At 49.4% G+C, this 15244-nt stretch carries 17 protein-coding genes; 11 read left to right on the top strand and 6 right to left on the bottom strand.

What is annotated here, in order from left to right:
• Positions 1-114: 114 nt before the first annotated feature.
• Both mpl and rhaT read left to right on the top strand, forming a co-directional pair.
• Positions 115-1494 carry a UDP-N-acetylmuramate:L-alanyl-gamma-D-glutamyl-meso-diaminopimelate ligase gene (gene mpl / locus AC3ISQ_RS19705; RefSeq protein ID WP_489349239.1) on the top strand — a complete coding sequence of 460 codons (1380 nt, stop codon included), beginning with the start codon at positions 115-117 and terminating at the stop codon, positions 1492-1494.
• 236 nt (positions 1495-1730) lie between these two features.
• Positions 1731-2765, top strand: a complete 1035-nt coding sequence (gene rhaT, locus AC3ISQ_RS19700; protein WP_489349238.1) for an L-rhamnose/proton symporter RhaT — start codon at positions 1731-1733, stop codon at positions 2763-2765.
• Here the strand turns inward: rhaT and rhaR are convergent.
• Positions 2748-3632: an HTH-type transcriptional activator RhaR gene (gene rhaR, locus AC3ISQ_RS19695; protein WP_489349236.1), complete on the bottom strand. Its 885-nt coding sequence runs from the start codon at positions 3630-3632 to the stop codon at positions 2748-2750. The genes rhaT and rhaR overlap by 18 nt on opposite strands.
• Before the next feature lie 72 nt (positions 3633-3704).
• Complete coding sequence (rhaS, locus tag AC3ISQ_RS19690; protein WP_489353399.1) at positions 3705-4541, bottom strand: HTH-type transcriptional activator RhaS; 837 nt, start codon at positions 4539-4541, stop codon at positions 3705-3707.
• Between the two features lie 314 nt (positions 4542-4855).
• On the opposite strand from rhaS, the gene rhaB reads away from it, so the two are divergent.
• The 4 genes from rhaB to rhaM are packed head-to-tail and all read left to right on the top strand — an operon-like array spanning position 4856 to position 8740.
• Positions 4856-6328, top strand: coding sequence for a rhamnulokinase (gene rhaB / locus AC3ISQ_RS19685; protein WP_489349235.1), 1473 nt, complete (start codon positions 4856-4858; stop codon positions 6326-6328).
• On the top strand, positions 6325-7581 hold the full coding sequence (locus tag AC3ISQ_RS19680) for an L-rhamnose isomerase (RefSeq protein WP_489349233.1): 1257 nt from the start codon (positions 6325-6327) through the stop codon (positions 7579-7581). Before rhaB ends, AC3ISQ_RS19680 begins: the two co-directional genes overlap by 4 nt.
• Positions 7582-7590: 9 nt before the next feature.
• On the top strand, positions 7591-8415 hold the full coding sequence (rhaD, locus tag AC3ISQ_RS19675) for a rhamnulose-1-phosphate aldolase (protein ID WP_489349232.1): 825 nt from the start codon (positions 7591-7593) through the stop codon (positions 8413-8415).
• Between the two features lie 10 nt (positions 8416-8425).
• Positions 8426-8740 carry an L-rhamnose mutarotase gene (gene rhaM / locus AC3ISQ_RS19670; protein WP_489349231.1) on the top strand — a complete coding sequence of 105 codons (315 nt, stop codon included), beginning with the start codon at positions 8426-8428 and terminating at the stop codon, positions 8738-8740.
• 170 nt (positions 8741-8910) lie between these two features.
• Here rhaM and yhcN read toward each other — a convergent pair whose 3' ends face one another.
• Positions 8911-9174 (bottom strand): peroxide/acid stress response protein YhcN, encoded by a 264-nt coding sequence (gene yhcN, locus AC3ISQ_RS19665; protein ID WP_489349229.1) that lies wholly within the window; start codon positions 9172-9174, stop codon positions 8911-8913.
• A 380-nt stretch (positions 9175-9554) separates the two neighbouring features.
• Positions 9555-10025: a transcriptional regulator ArgR gene (gene argR, locus AC3ISQ_RS19660; protein ID WP_489349228.1), complete on the bottom strand. Its 471-nt coding sequence runs from the start codon at positions 10023-10025 to the stop codon at positions 9555-9557.
• 464 nt (positions 10026-10489) lie between these two features.
• On the opposite strand from argR, the gene mdh reads away from it, so the two are divergent.
• Entirely contained in the window at positions 10490-11428 is a 939-nt protein-coding gene (gene mdh, locus AC3ISQ_RS19655) for a malate dehydrogenase (RefSeq protein WP_489349227.1), read from the top strand.
• A gap of 69 nt (positions 11429-11497) precedes the next feature.
• Here mdh and AC3ISQ_RS19650 read toward each other — a convergent pair whose 3' ends face one another.
• Entirely contained in the window at positions 11498-11758 is a 261-nt protein-coding gene (locus AC3ISQ_RS19650; protein WP_489349225.1) for a helix-turn-helix domain-containing protein, read from the bottom strand.
• A 181-nt stretch (positions 11759-11939) separates the two neighbouring features.
• On the opposite strand from AC3ISQ_RS19650, the gene AC3ISQ_RS19645 reads away from it, so the two are divergent.
• Positions 11940-12305 (top strand): DNA-binding protein, encoded by a 366-nt coding sequence (locus AC3ISQ_RS19645; RefSeq protein WP_489349224.1) that lies wholly within the window; start codon positions 11940-11942, stop codon positions 12303-12305.
• Between the two features lie 44 nt (positions 12306-12349).
• Here AC3ISQ_RS19645 and ispB read toward each other — a convergent pair whose 3' ends face one another.
• On the bottom strand, positions 12350-13321 hold the full coding sequence (gene ispB / locus AC3ISQ_RS19640; RefSeq protein WP_489349222.1) for an octaprenyl diphosphate synthase: 972 nt from the start codon (positions 13319-13321) through the stop codon (positions 12350-12352).
• A gap of 269 nt (positions 13322-13590) precedes the next feature.
• On the opposite strand from ispB, the gene rplU reads away from it, so the two are divergent.
• The 3 genes from rplU to AC3ISQ_RS19625 all read left to right on the top strand — a co-directional run bounded on the left by rplU (position 13591) and on the right by AC3ISQ_RS19625 (position 15235).
• The gene (gene rplU / locus AC3ISQ_RS19635) at positions 13591-13902 is read left to right on the top strand and encodes a 50S ribosomal protein L21 (protein WP_489349220.1); all 312 of its coding nucleotides are present in this window, start codon (positions 13591-13593) and stop codon (positions 13900-13902) included.
• Positions 13903-13919: 17 nt separating this feature from the next.
• Entirely contained in the window at positions 13920-14177 is a 258-nt protein-coding gene (gene rpmA, locus AC3ISQ_RS19630) for a 50S ribosomal protein L27 (protein WP_489349218.1), read from the top strand.
• A gap of 86 nt (positions 14178-14263) precedes the next feature.
• Entirely contained in the window at positions 14264-15235 is a 972-nt protein-coding gene (locus AC3ISQ_RS19625; protein ID WP_489349217.1) for a DMT family transporter, read from the top strand.
• The last annotated feature ends 9 nt before the right edge of the window (positions 15236-15244 follow it).

The raw sequence follows: 15244 nt of genomic DNA, 5'->3' as shown, positions 1-15244 counted from the left end.
TTTTCGCGAGCAGTGTAGCCCAAAGTATCGCGTTATTCATAGGCAAATCCGTTTCTTCTGGACGATTCTGAGGGTTAGAATAAGCGCAATTTGACGTGACTATATGAGAAACCTATGCGCATTCACATTCTTGGGGTCTGTGGCACCTTTATGGGCGGGCTGGCAATGCTGGCACGCTCGCTTGGACATGAGGTCACCGGTTCAGACGTTAATGTCTATCCACCGATGAGCACACTGCTGGAGAACCAAGGGATCGACCTTATTCAGGGCTATGACCCGGCTCAACTGGAGCCACAGCCGGATCTGGTGATCATCGGCAACGCCATGACGCGCGGCAATCCGTGTGTGGAAGCGGTGCTGGAACGAGGCATTCCGTATGTGTCTGGCCCACAGTGGTTGCATGACTATGTCCTGCGCGATCGCTGGGTGCTGGCGGTTGCCGGTACGCACGGCAAAACCACTACGGCTGGTATGGCGACTTGGATTTTGGAAGCCTGCGGTTATCAGCCGGGCTTCGTGATTGGCGGCGTGCCGGGGAACTTTGACGTTTCTGCCCGTTTGGGTGACAGCCCGTTCTTTGTTATTGAAGCTGATGAGTACGATTGTGCATTCTTCGACAAACGTTCCAAGTTCGTACATTACTGCCCACGGACGCTGATCCTCAACAATTTAGAATTCGATCACGCCGATATTTTTGACGATCTGAAAGCAATCCAAAAACAGTTCCATCACTTGGTTCGTTTGGTGCCGGGTAAAGGCAAAATTATCCTGCCAGATAATGACGCCAATCTGAAACACGTGATGGGGATGGGGTGCTGGAGTGAGCAGGAACTGGTGGGCGAAGAAGGTGTTTGGCGCGCGCAAAAACTGACGCCAGATGCCAGTCATTATGAAGTGTTCCTTGGCGGTGAAAAAGTTGGCGAAGTGAACTGGGCGCTGGTAGGTGAACACAATATGCATAACGGTTTGATGGCGATTGCCGCGACCCGTCATGTTGGCGTACAGCCTGCGGACGCTTGCCGTGCACTGGGTGACTTTATCAACGCCCGTCGTCGTTTGGAATTACGCGGTGAAGCCAACGGCGTGACGGTTTATGACGATTTTGCCCACCATCCAACGGCAATTTTAGCCACTTTGGCAGCGCTGCGCGGCAAGGTTGGTGGTACGGCGCGTATTCTGGCGGTGCTGGAGCCGCGTTCCAATACCATGAAAATGGGCATCAGCAAAAACGATCTGGCACCTTCTCTGGGGCGCGCCGATGAGGTATTCCTGTTCCAACCACATCATATTCCGTGGCAAGTCGCGGAAGTGGCAGAAGCCTGCGTGCAACCCGCGCATTGGAGCGCCGATCTCGAGACTTTGGTTGAGATGATCGTCAAAACCGCCCAGCCGGGTGACCATATTTTGGTCATGAGCAACGGTGGTTTTGGTGGTATTCATGACAAGTTGCTGAAGGCGTTGGCGGATAAAGCCGAACCGGAAGAAAGCTATTAAGCGCGGATAAAATCCCCTCCCAGATTGCAGACTAAGTCCCGACTTTCAACGTTGGGACTTTTTTACGTCTGAATCTCAAACTGTGATCGCTATCGGCATCACCTGCTGAATTTTGCCAGTTTTACGTCCCTCGCGGCATTCCCTTGAAGGTTAACCTGTTGCTCACTCTTTAGACTCGATGGCATTGGGGGTCTGTGTTGTCACCCCTGTCACTCGATAATAATGAGGAAAAAAGCATGAGTAATGCAATTACCATGGGGATACTTTGGCACTTGATTGGTGCTGCCAGTGCAGCCTGTTTCTACGCCCCATTCAAGAAGGTTCAGCATTGGTCGTGGGAAACCATGTGGTCGGTAGGTGGGATCGTTTCTTGGCTGATTCTGCCGTGGGCGGTCAGCACCATTTTACTGCCTAATTTCTGGGCCTATTACGGTTCTTTTAGTTTTTCCACCTTGTTGCCCGTGTTTCTGTTTGGCGCCATGTGGGGCATTGGTAACATCAACTATGGTCTGACTATGCGCTATCTCGGCATGTCGATGGGGATTGGGATCGCCATCGGGATCACCTTGATTGTGGGTACGCTAATGACGCCTATTCTCAACGGCAAATTTGATGTGCTGATTGGTACCGCGGGTGGCCGTATGACGTTGTTAGGCGTACTAGTGGCGGTGGTTGGTGTAGCGATTGTCACTCGCGCGGGTCAGCTAAAAGAGCGTCAAATGGGGATTAAAGCCGAGGAGTTCAACCTGAAAAAAGGGCTGATATTGGCGGTGATGTGCGGCATTTTCTCGGCAGGGATGTCTTTTGCCATGGACGCGGCCAAACCGATGCACGAAGCGGCGGTGAGCCTCGGCATTGATCCGTTGTATATCGCGTTGCCGAGTTACGTGGTGATCATGGGCGGTGGTGCGTTGATTAATCTTGGTTTTTGTTTTATTCGTCTTGCCAAAGTGAAAAACCTGTCAGTAAAAGCAGATTTCTCACTGGCAAAACCACTGATTATTACTAATGTGCTGTTATCTGCCCTTGGTGGTTTGATGTGGTATCTGCAATTTTTCTTCTACGCTTGGGGACACGCCAAAATCCCTGCGCAGTATGATTACGTGAGCTGGATGCTACACATGAGCTTCTATGTTCTGTGCGGTGGGATAGTCGGTTTGGTCCTGCAAGAGTGGAAGTCTGCGGGTCGTCGTCCGGTTCGCGTGTTGAGCTTAGGATGCGGGGTGATTATTCTGGCTGCCAATATCGTCGGCTTAGGGATGGCGAGTTGATTGCGAGGTGATAGTAAAACGTTGACGCCACAACCGTGGCGTCATGCCCGTTTCTTTAGTGAATACCACCGAAAAGTAGTTACTGTCCTCGAAGCCGCATTGGGCGGCTATATCGCTAATCAGCAATTCACTGCGCCGCAGCAAATATTGCGCCTGACAGATACGCAACTGGCGCAAATACTGGCCGATGGTCATGCCACTTTGCTGGCGGAAAAGTTGACGTAACTGGCGTTCTCCCACTTGGTGTTGATGGCAAAAATCAGGTAAGTCGAACGGGACTTTCAGGCTGTTGACCAACGCGGCGATCAAAAGATCCAGCTTTTCCCCTTCTCCCAAACAGACGGCATCCCGTGCCTGATAGCGATGGCGATGCAGATTGATCGCCAACTGCAAAAACAGACTTTCCGATAAGCAACGGGACAAAGCATCTTGCTTCGGGCTTTCATGCTCAAGCTGCCCAATAATTTGCCGTGCCTGCGCCATACCTTGGCTGCTCAAACGCCAATGGGGATCGTTGTCAGGTGTTGATGAATTACGTATTGGTGATGGGGAGTGTAGTAAATACCGCCAGTCGACGTTGAGTTGCAATCGCTCTGGGCAATAAATGATGTTATGCAGCACCAGATCGTTAACCGACTCGTAGCTATGGCGATCTTCTGCACGGATATAAAACAGATCGCCGCAGGTAATTCGGTACGGTCGATCGTTCAGCACATGCAATCCGTTGCCGCGCCATACCAGCACCAACTCGCAAAAATCGTGAGTATGCTCAGCAAAGACGTTTTGTGGATAGCGATCTGCCACCGCCACCGATTGGGTGACAGAGGCAAAAAAATCGGCTTTTCTAAGAATCAGTTGCTCCGACACTGCACCACTCCACGATTAACTGAGCGAAAATTATCGACTTTTCGGGCGAAAAAAACGGTGATTGTGTTCGCGTTACGACAGCCAGGTGTCAAGCCCCTGCCGAATGGCGCGCGGAGAATAATTGAATTCTCGTTTGAACAGCGTAGAGAAGTGGTTGCTGTCACCGAATCCGCATTGGTAGGCGATATCCGTGACGCTTTCTTCGCTGTGGCGTAGTAAGTGACGTGCCCGGATTAGCCGCAGGCGATTCAGGTAACGTTGAGGTGTTAAACCGGTTTGCTGTTTTAACTGTCGATGTAGTGTACGCAGTGAAAGGGTAAATTTATCAGCCAGTTGCTCCCAACAAATCTCCTCGGCAAAGTGCTCTTCTAGCCACTCCATCAGTTGATTCAATCTGCCGCCCACATTCTCGATATCCTCGGCCAAGCTGGCTTGGCGTAATAACACCAACAACTGCATAAAAAGAATTTCTCGATTTGCGGTGGTGTGGGTGTCAGCTTCTGTCCCAATCATTTCAAACCGTTCTATTAACTGTTTGACCTGATGCAAACCTTCCTGACTCATACGCCCGTGGGAAGAATAGTTGCCGTCTTGCTCTTGCGGTAACAGCTTGTCTAGCCCCGACAAGAAACTGAAAGCATCCGGCGCACGATACAGCACGTTAGTCAGACAGAGGTTTTCTGTGTGCTCAAACAGGTGGTGATCGTGATCGCGAACAAAGCAAATAGAGCCGCGGCTTAACGTGTAGGGCTGATCGTTGAAAACATGGGTACCGATACCCTGTTCAACAATAATAATTTCGTAAAAATCATGATGATGCTCAGGGAAATTCGATTGCGGTTGACGAGGTTCAATCGTGACCGACGTCTGTGCTGAAGGGAAAAAATCAACGCCATGTAATGTCGCCATCATCGCCTCCATCCATCAATTAAGGTGACTCGATAGTAGATAATGATTCTTAAAACCACCTTTAATTTTCGACAACAAACGGTACAAAACCTGTTCGATTTTTAAGATGCGTGAGGAATTAATCGGATTATGAGGGCGAGCTCACAATGTATCGCCCGGGGCTTTCAACCGAGGGTTAATGGGAAATTGTGAACCACCTCACATTCATCTTTGCCTGTTTGCCAGAGCCCTCTGGCGCTTGTCAGTAACGTGAAGGTGGAAGAGGTGGTAAATTTTTAAACTGATGGGCATTGATTCCAATAAGGACACCCATCATGACTCTTCGCCATAGTGTTGCTGTTGACCTAGGCGCATCCAGCGGTCGCGTGATGTTGGCACGTTACGATAGCGCCGATCAGCGCCTGACATTACGGGAAATCCACCGTTTTACCAATTACCTGAAACGCGTTGATGGTCACGATACCTGGGACGTAGATGTTCTGGAGCAAGAAATCCGCTTTGGACTGCAAAAAGTCTGCGATGAAGGCGAGCGTATCGACAGCATCGGCATTGATACTTGGGGTGTGGATTATGTGCTGATCGACCAACAGGGGCATCGTGTTGGTCTACCGATTTCTTATCGTGATAGTCGTACCGAAGGCGTGATGGCGCGTGCTTGCAAAGATATGGGCCGTGATGACATCTATCGTCGCAGCGGTATCCAGTTTCTCCCCTTCAACACCCTTTATCAGTTCCGTGCGTTGGTAGAACAACAACCCGAGTTGCAGGATAAGGTCGTTCACGCGTTACTTATCCCTGACTATCTCTATTTCCGCTTAACTGGCGCGTTGAATTGGGAATACACCAACGCCACTACCACCCAAATGGTGAATATCAGTACTGATAGTTGGGATGAACGCCTGCTGGATTGGGCCGGTATTCCTGCGAGTTGGCTTGGTACGCCAACTCATCCTGGCAATGTGATTGGCGAATGGATCTGCCGCGAAGGCAACCGAATTCCGGTGGTCAGCGTGGCAACGCACGATACCGCCAGCGCGGTCATTGCTGCACCGCTGATGGATAAAGATTCCGCTTATCTCTCTTCTGGCACTTGGTCGTTGATGGGCTTTGAAAGCAAAAAACCTTACACCTGCGATGCGGCGTTGGCTGCCAATATCACTAATGAAGGTGGTGCCGAAGGGCGTTACCGGGTGCTGAAAAACATCATGGGATTGTGGCTACTCCAGCGAGTCACCAAGGAGCTGGCTGTTAGCGATCTGGTGGATCTTATTATCCGCGCCCAAGCGATCTCCGCCTGCCGCTTTGTGATTAACCCGAATGACGATCGTTTTATTAACCCGGAAAGCATGAGCCGCGAGATCCAGAGCGCCTGTCGCGAACATCACCAACCGGTGCCGACAAGCGATGCTGAACTGGCGCGTTGCATCTTTGACAGTCTGGCGCTGCTGTACGCCGATGTATTACGCGAATTGGCAACTCTGCGTGGCCATGCTTTTAGCAGCCTGCATATTGTCGGCGGCGGTAGTCAAAACCATTTCCTAAATCAACTTTGTGCCGACGCCTGTGGCGTACCCGTGATCGCCGGACCTATCGAAGCCTCCACGCTCGGTAACATCGGTTGCCAGTTGATGGCGCTGGACGATATTCCCGATGTCGATGCTTTTCGCGCCGTGGTGCGCCAGAACAGCGAACTGACTCAATTTACTCCAAATTCAAAGAGCGAAATTGCCTGCTTTGTCGCGCAATTTCAGCAAAACCGTCAAACACGTAAGGAGCTTTGCGCATGACTACTCAAATTGAACAAGCCTGGGATCTGGCGAAACAACGTTTTGCTGCGGTCGGTGTTGATGCCGAAGAAGCGTTGCGCCAGCTCGATCGCTTGCCAGTCTCGATGCATTGTTGGCAAGGGGACGATGTGGCTGGGTTTGAAAACCCAGAAGGGGCTTTGAGTGGAGGGATTCAGGCCACGGGTAATTATCCGGGTAAAGCGCGCAATGCCACCGAGTTGCGCTCCGATCTGGATCAAGCGTTAAGCCTGATCCCTGGCCCGAAACGCCTTAATTTGCACGCGATTTACCTTGAATCCGAAACGCCCGTTGCGCGTGATCAAATCAAACCAGAACACTTCAAAAACTGGGTGGAGTGGGCAAAAGCGCGTGGTATGGGGTTGGACTTTAACCCATCTTGCTTCTCGCATCCGCTTAGTGCTGATGGCTTCACGTTGTCTCACGCGAATGACGAGATTCGTCAGTTTTGGATCGACCATTGCAAAGCCAGCCGTAAAGTTTCGGCGTACTTCGGCGAGCAGCTGGGTACTCCGTCGGTGATGAACATCTGGATCCCGGACGGCATGAAAGATATTACCGTCGATCGTTTGGCTCCGCGTCAGCGTTTGTTGGAAGCGCTGGATGATGTCATCTCAGAGCAACTCAACCCGGCGCACCATATCGATGCGGTGGAAAGCAAGTTGTTTGGCATAGGAGCGGAAAGTTACACCGTCGGTTCCAACGAGTTTTATTTCGGTTACGCCACCAGTCGTCAAACCGCGTTGTGTCTAGATGCGGGCCATTTCCACCCAACTGAAGTGATCTCCGACAAAATCTCTAGTGCCATGTTGTATGTACCACGCCTATTGCTTCACGTTAGCCGCCCAGTGCGTTGGGACAGCGATCATGTTGTGTTACTGGACGATGAAACCCAAGCCATTGCCAGTGAAATCATTCGCCATAACCTGTTTGATCGTGTGCACATTGGCCTCGATTTCTTTGATGCTTCCATCAACCGTATCGGTGCCTGGGTTATCGGTACTCGCAATATGAAAAAAGCGTTACTGCGCGCGCTGTTAGAACCGACTGACCAATTACGTCAACTTGAGCGTGAAGGCGATTACACCGCACGTTTGGCGTTACTCGAGGAACAAAAATGTCTGCCGTGGCAGGCGGTTTGGGAAATGTACTGCCAACGTCACGATACTCCGGCGGATGCCTCTTGGCTCACCACTGTCCGTCACTATGAACAACAAGTTTTAACCCAACGTTAAGGAGCACACATGCAACGTATTTTTTCTTCATGGTTTATTCAGGGCATGGTGAAAGCCACTGGCGACATGTGGCTGAAAGGTTGGGATGAACGTAACGGTGGCAATATCAGTCTGCGGGTGGATGCTGCTGATGTAGAACCGTATCGCGATGAGTTCTATAAAGCACCGCGCTGCGTGGAACTGACTCAACCGGCAACAGAGCTGGCGGGTTGTTGGTTCCTGGTGACGGGTTCCGGTAAGTTTTTCCGTAACGTGCAAATCGATCCGGTAGATAACTTGGTGCTGCTACAAATTACCGATGATGGCATGGCTTACCACATCCATTGGGGATTGGTGAATGGCGGCTTGCCGACATCTGAATTGGCAGCTCACTTCCAGTCGCACGTGGTACGCAAACAGGTTTCCAATGGCCAAGACCGCGTCATCATGCATTGCCACGCCACTAACTTGATCGCGCTGAGTTATGTGTTACCGCTGGATAACGCTAGCTTTACTCGCAAACTGTGGGAAGGCAGCACCGAGTGTTTAGTGGTATTCCCAAACGGCATTGGCATCGTGCCATGGATGGTGCCAGGCACCGATGGTATCGGCTCCGCCACCGCCGAACAGATGCGCTCCCACAGTTTGGTGCTATGGCCGCATCACGGCATTTTCGGTACCGGACCGACGTTGGACGACGCTTTTGGTTTGATCGACACCGCCGAGAAATCCTCAGAAATTCTGGTGAAGGTTTACTCGATGGGCGGTATGAAACAGACCATTACGAGTGTGGAACTGGTTGCCCTTGGTGAGCGTTTTGGTGTTACGCCAATGTCAGCAGCTCTGAAAGATTGAGGGAAGTATCATGATCCGCAAAGCCTTTGTCATGCAGGTAAACCCTGATGCCCATGAAGAGTATCAACGCCGTCATACGCCGATTTGGCCAGAACTGGAAACGATTCTTAAGCAGCACGGTGCTCATCATTACGCTATTTATCTCGATGCAGAACGTCATTTGCTTTTTGCCACGCTAGAAATTGAATCGGAAGCTTGCTGGAACGCAGTGGCGCAGACCGAAGTATGCCAACGCTGGTGGAAGTATATGCAAGAGATTATGCCGAGCAACGCTGACAACAGCCCGGTGAGTCAGGAGTTGAAATCGGTGTTTTATCTCGCGTAGTGGAGCTCTCTCCGTGTATGGACTCGTATTTTTGAGTCAAAAAAGCCCTCATAAATGAGGGCAAGGGGTTCGTCGGATAGGACGAATATATTTGGGGATGCACTTTGCTAGTGAACTCGGCAGTGGCAGTGACGAGGGTAATCAGTTCAGCAAATGTGTAATCCCTTATTTTATTTGTAGATTTCAGCAGTTGCGTGGAAGTTACCTTCGTTACGCGCTTCAATGACTCGATATGCGGTCGCGCCTTTGGCGTCTGCTTTGGCAGATAGTGCAGCACGGATATCAGAAGGCGCTGCGGCAACACCACTTACGGTAATAGTCCCGACAGGCTGCAGCTGAGCGGCTTGGGATGCATCGATGGATTGTGCTGCAAATGCACCAAAGGAAAGCATAGATAAGATGCTCAGGGTTGCGATAGTAGTTTTAGTTTTCATAATTTCACCTCATCGTATTCTTTTATAAGTTTTCGTCAACTGTGATTCACGTCACGAAAATGAGTATATGCCTAGTAACGTAAAAAATTAATAGCTAGCTAACAATTTCTAGTGAAACTTTGTTATGAAATTAGCTATCGTTTATAACCACAGAGAATAAAAAACGCTCGCAAAATGATCTTTTGATGATAAATATCAATAACTTCAATCCAATGAGTGTCTTTGACTAAAAGTGCGAAAGATATCAGCATTGATCACTGCCTACATAGAAATGACATGAAAATATGCTGCCATGGGGGGGAAAGGCAGTGATAAAGCGCAGAGAAAATAAAAGAGGCGAACAAAACGTGGCCGTGACCACGCTTTGTTAATAGAGGTTATTACAGTTCTTGCTCGAACAAGGAAAGAATCGCTTCGTACAGCTGACGCGCAGTAAAGGTATTGGCTGGCGTCACAAAAATAGTATCGTCACCGGCGATGGTGCCGAGAATACCTTCAGATTTACCCAGTGAGTCCAACAGACGGGCAATCAGCTGCGCTGCGCCGGGGCTGGTGTGGATCACCACCACCGCATCATTATGATCAACGTCCAACACCAAATTCTTCAGCGGGCTGGTAGTGGTTGGGACGCCGAGTTCTGCTGGAAGGCAATACACCATTTCCATTTTGGCATTGCGTGTGCGTACTGCACCAAACTTGGTCAGCATACGCGATACTTTGGATTGGTTGATATTTTCGAAGCCTTCATCTTGCAGCGCTAAAACGATCTCGCCTTGAGAACTGAATTTTTCTTCTTTCAATAACGCTTTAAACGCCTTGATCAGATCTTCCTGTTTTGCGGGATTACGCATTTGGCACCGTGGAATGTTGACAATGGATGTCATTATTATGCATATAAATGAATTTTTATGCAAAAAAAGAAAGTCAGGCGAAAATAAAACCGCCCAGACAACAAGGAAAGGGCGCCATTTTAACAAAATCGATTCGCCATGAATATGCCTTTCCGTTAGCGGAAATAGTGGCAAGGTTAAGTGAATAAAATGTTATGAAAATGATGTTGTTCTGGTGCGGCGTAAGGGTGTAATGTAACGCCCGGTTAACTCGCTAGGTGAATAATCTCATGTTATTTATGATTAGTATGCGTTATGTCATTAATTCATAAGCCATTTAATCTAAAATAGGCACAAATCAACGAATTTATTGCGTCAGCTCGCAAACTGAATGTTAAGAGATTGTTTTTAAAGACGTAATAATTTATGGTCTGCCCCAAAGAATTCACGGCGTTTTTATATTTAAGATAATAAAGGAGTATAGGATGAAAGTTGCAGTTCTCGGTGCTGCTGGCGGTATCGGCCAGGCCCTCGCCCTTCTACTCAAAACCCAGCTTCCTTCAGGTTCTGAACTCTCTCTCTACGACATCGCCCCAGTGACTCCAGGTGTTGCCGTTGACTTAAGCCACATCCCAACCGCAGTTAAAATCAAAGGCTTCAGTGGCGAAGATGCAACTCCAGCCCTGCACGGTGCGGATGTCGTTCTGATTTCTGCTGGTGTTGCGCGTAAGCCTGGTATGGATCGTTCCGATCTGTTCAATGTGAACGCCGGTATCGTGCGTAATCTGATCGAGCAAGTGGCAAAAACCTGCCCGAAAGCTTGTATCGGCATTATCACCAACCCAGTAAATACCACCGTGGCTATCGCAGCAGAAGTGCTGAAGAAAGCTGGTGTATACGACAAAAACAAACTGTTTGGTGTGACTTTGCTGGATATCATTCGTTCCAACACCTTCGTGGCTGAGCTGAAAGGCAAACAACCGGAAGACTTGAACGTGCCAGTGATTGGTGGCCACTCAGGCGTCACTATTCTGCCATTGCTGTCTCAGATCCCTGGTGTTAGCTTCACTGAACAAGAAGTTGCCGACCTGACCAAACGTATCCAGAACGCGGGTACCGAAGTGGTAGAAGCTAAAGCTGGTGGCGGTTCTGCAACGCTGTCTATGGGACAGGCAGCCGCTCGCTTTGGTCTGTCTCTGGTACGTGCGCTACAAGGCGAAAAAGGTGTGGTGGAATGTGCTTATGTTGAAGGTGACGGCAAATATGCACGTTTCTTCGCACAGCCATTGCTGCTGGGCAAAAACGGTGTTGAAGAACGTAAAGATATCGGCACCTTGAGCGCATTTGAGAAACAATCGCTGGAAGGCATGCTGGATGTCCTGCACAAAGACATCGAGCTGGGCGAAACCTTTATCAACAAGTGATCATTTAGTCTTACTTGACTAAACACAGCCGCCGGGGCGATGTTCCGGCGGCTTTTTTGTGCCTTAAACTCATTGTTTGATACGGCTTTTACGATCCAAGAGACGGTGAGTAAAAGGATCAAAGTAGCGACTTGGCCAGATCTCCGCAGGATGAACACTCAATGCATCCGCAATCAACCATTCTCCTTTCGGCCACGGTCGTGACAAGGCATTCGCCAACGTTGAAGAACTGAGTCCTGCTTGGCGTGACACTGCTGCCAATGTCGTGCCTTTCTTGCGGAGTGCCGCGATCACATCTGCTGGATGCCAATCTGGGTTCCTTGAATTCATGTTCACATTCCTTTTTTGCTTAGAGAAAGTTCTATTAGTGGTATAACTAACAGGTTAAATTTAATCGTTCGCACAACATGAAACGCTTATTCGGAAATTAGGATACCACTAAATTTTCCAAAAAATATCCTAATGATTTCCGAAAATCATCTTTGCATAGTGAAACCCAGAGATAATGGTTATGAAAAAAGAGTGGTTTGCCGCTAAGGACTTGTTAGGCATCGCAGGATTACCTTCCTCGACACAGGGAATCAATTTGATGGCTCGACGTGAGGGTTGGGAAAGTCGCCGTCGCAAAGGTGTGCAAGGTAAAGCCCTTGAATACCATATTGATAACCTACCATTAGCCGTGCGTCATAGCCTGAGTTTGAGCATGAAAGATGAGTCTGCCGGTTATGACGTGGAACGCCCAACACCGTTCACAACATGGATTAGTTATTATGAACACATGAGCGAAACTGAACGAGAAAGGGTGATCCGTTTCTTGGCACGTGGGGGAATCAATAAGCTATTGGCGTGGATTGAAATCGAAGAGGGTGGGGCATAGATCCGCAAATGCGGATCTATTGAAATAAAATAGAAACTATTTTCTTAAAAATCGCGTTGAACCGCAAGATGCGCTAATCCTTCCAGCGCAGCACGGTATGGCGACTCCGGCAACACTTGTAATGCTGCAATGGCCTTATCCGCCTCGTCTTCAGCCCGCTGGCGAGTGTATTCCAGCGATCCACATTGCTTCATGGTTTCCAACACCTCTTCCAACAGATGACGGCCACTCCCTTGTTCAATAGCACCGCGAATCAGCATGGATTGCTCTGGCGAACCATTTTGCATGGCATGTAGCAAAGGTAACGTTGGCTTACCTTCGTTTAGGTCATCACCGGTATTTTTACCCAAGGTTGCACCGTCGGCGCTGTAATCAAGTAGATCATCGATTAACTGGAACGCGGTACCGAGATAGCGGCCATAATCTTGCAACCCTTTCTCTTCGGCTTCGGTAGCACCAGAAAGGATGGCAGAGGATTGTGCGGCAGCTTCAAATAGGCGCGCGGTCTTGCTGTAGATCACGCGCATGTAGTTTTCTTCGGTAATGTCTGGATCGCGCACGTTCATTAACTGCAACACTTCACCTTCGGCAATCACGTTGACGGCTTCAGACATCAGCGCCAACACGCGCAGAGATTCCAAGCTGGTCATCATCTGGAAAGCACGCGTATAAATGAAATCGCCAACTAGCACGCTGGCAGCATTACCAAACGCCGCATTAGCGGTGGCTTTACCACGACGCATATCGGACTCATCGACCACATCGTCATGCAACAAGGTGGCGGTATGGATGAACTCGATCAACGCGGCCACGGTAATATGTTTGTCACCCTGATAATGCAGCGTTCGAGCCGCCAATACCGCGATCATTGGCCGAATACGTTTGCCACCCCCGCTGATAATGTAGTAGCCAAGCTGGTTGATGAGCGAAACATCGGAATTCAACTGTTCGAGAATGGTTGCGTTCACGCCCGCCATATCTTGCGCGGTTAATTCAGTAATCTGTTCTAGGTTCATTGTATTTTTTTCGGCTGTGTTTCTCTTCACCGCGATGAGAACGCTGCTCACATCGGTACATGGCGATAGCATTACTTTTGATTGTACTTGAAAAACGCCTCAGATAAACGCTACACGATGAACTGTGTTTTTTTTCTTCTTTTTTCTACTTTCGACGCCATTCTGCTCTTGTCATGCGTTGGATTTTTGCGTAGAATTCGCGCCCTATTGTGAATATTTATAGCGCGCTCTGTACTAAACGGTTGAGCACGCGGAAAGCGGAGTTTTATATGTACGCAGTTTTCCAAAGTGGTGGTAAACAACACCGAGTAAGCGAAGGTCAAACCGTTCGCTTGGAAAAGCTGGACATCGCAACTGGTGAAGCGGTTGAGTTTGACCAGATTCTGATGATCGCTAATGGCGAAGATATCAAAATTGGCGTTCCTTACGTCAATGGCGGTAAGATCAAGGCTGAAGTTGTTGCCCACGGTCGCGGCGAGAAAGTTAAAATCGTTAAGTTTCGTCGTCGTAAGCACTACCGTAAGCAAGCGGGTCATCGTCAGTGGTTCACTGATGTTAAAATCACCGGCATCAGCGCTTAAGTTAGGAGAGCGGATTAATGGCACACAAAAAAGCTGGCGGCTCGACTCGTAACGGTCGTGACTCTAACGCCAAACGTCTGGGCGTAAAACGCTTTGGCGGCGAATCAGTACTGGCAGGCAGCATCATCGTTCGTCAACGTGGTACTAAGTTCCATGCTGGCACCAACGTGGGTTGCGGTAAAGACCACACTCTGTTCGCTACTGCAGACGGTAAAGTTCAGTTTGAAGTTAAAGGCCCGAACAATCGTAAATACATCAGCATCGTAGCTGAATAATTTCTCGAGCCTAGCGAAATAGATGTAAGCCCCGCAACGTATTGCGGGGCTTTTTACATTTATAGCAAGTGGAACACTAAGGTTTCATGGAAACAAAACAACAGGTTGGTACCGGCATTGCTTTGGCATTAACCACGGCAGTTTGCTGGGGTGCTTTGCCTATTGCGATGAAAGAAGTTCTGGTCGCGATGGATCCTTTCACTATCGTCTGGTATCGCTTTAGCATGGCAGCTATTGGTCTAGGTGTTATCCTAGCCGTACGTGGTAAATTACCGCCGATAAAAATGTTTCGCCAACCTCGCTGGTTGTTGCTGCTGCTGATTGCTACCGCCGGGTTGCTGGGTAACTTCTTGTTTTTCAGCTCATCATTACAATATCTTAGCCCAACGGCATCACAGGTGATTGGCCAGTTATCGCCGGTGGGGATGATGTTTGCCAGCGTGCTGGTATTAAAAGAACGGATGCGCATCACTCAGGTGATTGGTGCCGCGATGTTGATTTGTGGGCTGTTGTTATTCTTCAATACCAGCTTGATTGAGATCTTCACGCGCTTGACGGATTACACCTTAGGCGTGCTGCTCGGTGTATGTGCGGCAATGGTATGGGTGACTTACGGTGTTGCGCAGAAAGTATTATTGCGACGCTTGGCCTCACCGCAGATCTTGGTAATGTTGTACACTTTATGTGCGATTGCGTTATTCCCACTGGCGACGCCGGGGAAAATTAGCCAGCTCTCAGCTTGGCAACTGGCTTGCCTGCTGTTTTGCGGGGCTAACACGCTGATTGGTTACGGTGCGCTAGCGGAAGCTATGGCGCGCTGGCAGGCGGCACAGGTGAGCGCGTTAGTGACGCTTACGCCGCTGTTTACTCTGTTGTTCTCAGATTTATTGGCGCTGGCTTGGCCAAATATGTTCGCCGCCCTGACGCTGAACATCGTCGGTTATACTGGCGCGTTTGTGGTGGTCGCGGGCGCCATGTTTTCCGCAATTGGTCACCGTTGGTGGCCGCGACGGGCAGAACCCAACCTGGTTGTTCCTTTGAAACAGCCCGGTGAATGATTTACGGAG

Source organism: Serratia sp. KH_031 (assembly GCF_057839655.1).
This window is presented reverse-complemented; position numbering and strand designations above follow the sequence as displayed.

Coding starts and splice junctions, on each gene's coding strand:
- mpl (WP_489349239.1), top strand. CDS start 115: ATGCGCATTCACATTCTTGGGGTCTGTGGCACCTTTATGGGCGGGCTG.
- rhaT (WP_489349238.1), top strand. CDS start 1,731: ATGAGTAATGCAATTACCATGGGGATACTTTGGCACTTGATTGGTGCT.
- rhaS (WP_489353399.1), bottom strand. CDS start 4,541: ATGGCGACATTACATGGCGTTGATTTTTTCCCTTCAGCACAGACGTCG.
- rhaB (WP_489349235.1), top strand. CDS start 4,856: ATGACTCTTCGCCATAGTGTTGCTGTTGACCTAGGCGCATCCAGCGGT.
- AC3ISQ_RS19680 (WP_489349233.1), top strand. CDS start 6,325: ATGACTACTCAAATTGAACAAGCCTGGGATCTGGCGAAACAACGTTTT.
- rhaD (WP_489349232.1), top strand. CDS start 7,591: ATGCAACGTATTTTTTCTTCATGGTTTATTCAGGGCATGGTGAAAGCC.
- rhaM (WP_489349231.1), top strand. CDS start 8,426: ATGATCCGCAAAGCCTTTGTCATGCAGGTAAACCCTGATGCCCATGAA.
- yhcN (WP_489349229.1), bottom strand. CDS start 9,174: ATGAAAACTAAAACTACTATCGCAACCCTGAGCATCTTATCTATGCTT.
- argR (WP_489349228.1), bottom strand. CDS start 10,025: ATGCGTAATCCCGCAAAACAGGAAGATCTGATCAAGGCGTTTAAAGCG.
- mdh (WP_489349227.1), top strand. CDS start 10,490: ATGAAAGTTGCAGTTCTCGGTGCTGCTGGCGGTATCGGCCAGGCCCTC.
- AC3ISQ_RS19650 (WP_489349225.1), bottom strand. CDS start 11,758: ATGAATTCAAGGAACCCAGATTGGCATCCAGCAGATGTGATCGCGGCA.
- AC3ISQ_RS19645 (WP_489349224.1), top strand. CDS start 11,940: ATGAAAAAAGAGTGGTTTGCCGCTAAGGACTTGTTAGGCATCGCAGGA.
- ispB (WP_489349222.1), bottom strand. CDS start 13,321: ATGAACCTAGAACAGATTACTGAATTAACCGCGCAAGATATGGCGGGC.
- rplU (WP_489349220.1), top strand. CDS start 13,591: ATGTACGCAGTTTTCCAAAGTGGTGGTAAACAACACCGAGTAAGCGAA.
- rpmA (WP_489349218.1), top strand. CDS start 13,920: ATGGCACACAAAAAAGCTGGCGGCTCGACTCGTAACGGTCGTGACTCT.
- AC3ISQ_RS19625 (WP_489349217.1), top strand. CDS start 14,264: ATGGAAACAAAACAACAGGTTGGTACCGGCATTGCTTTGGCATTAACC.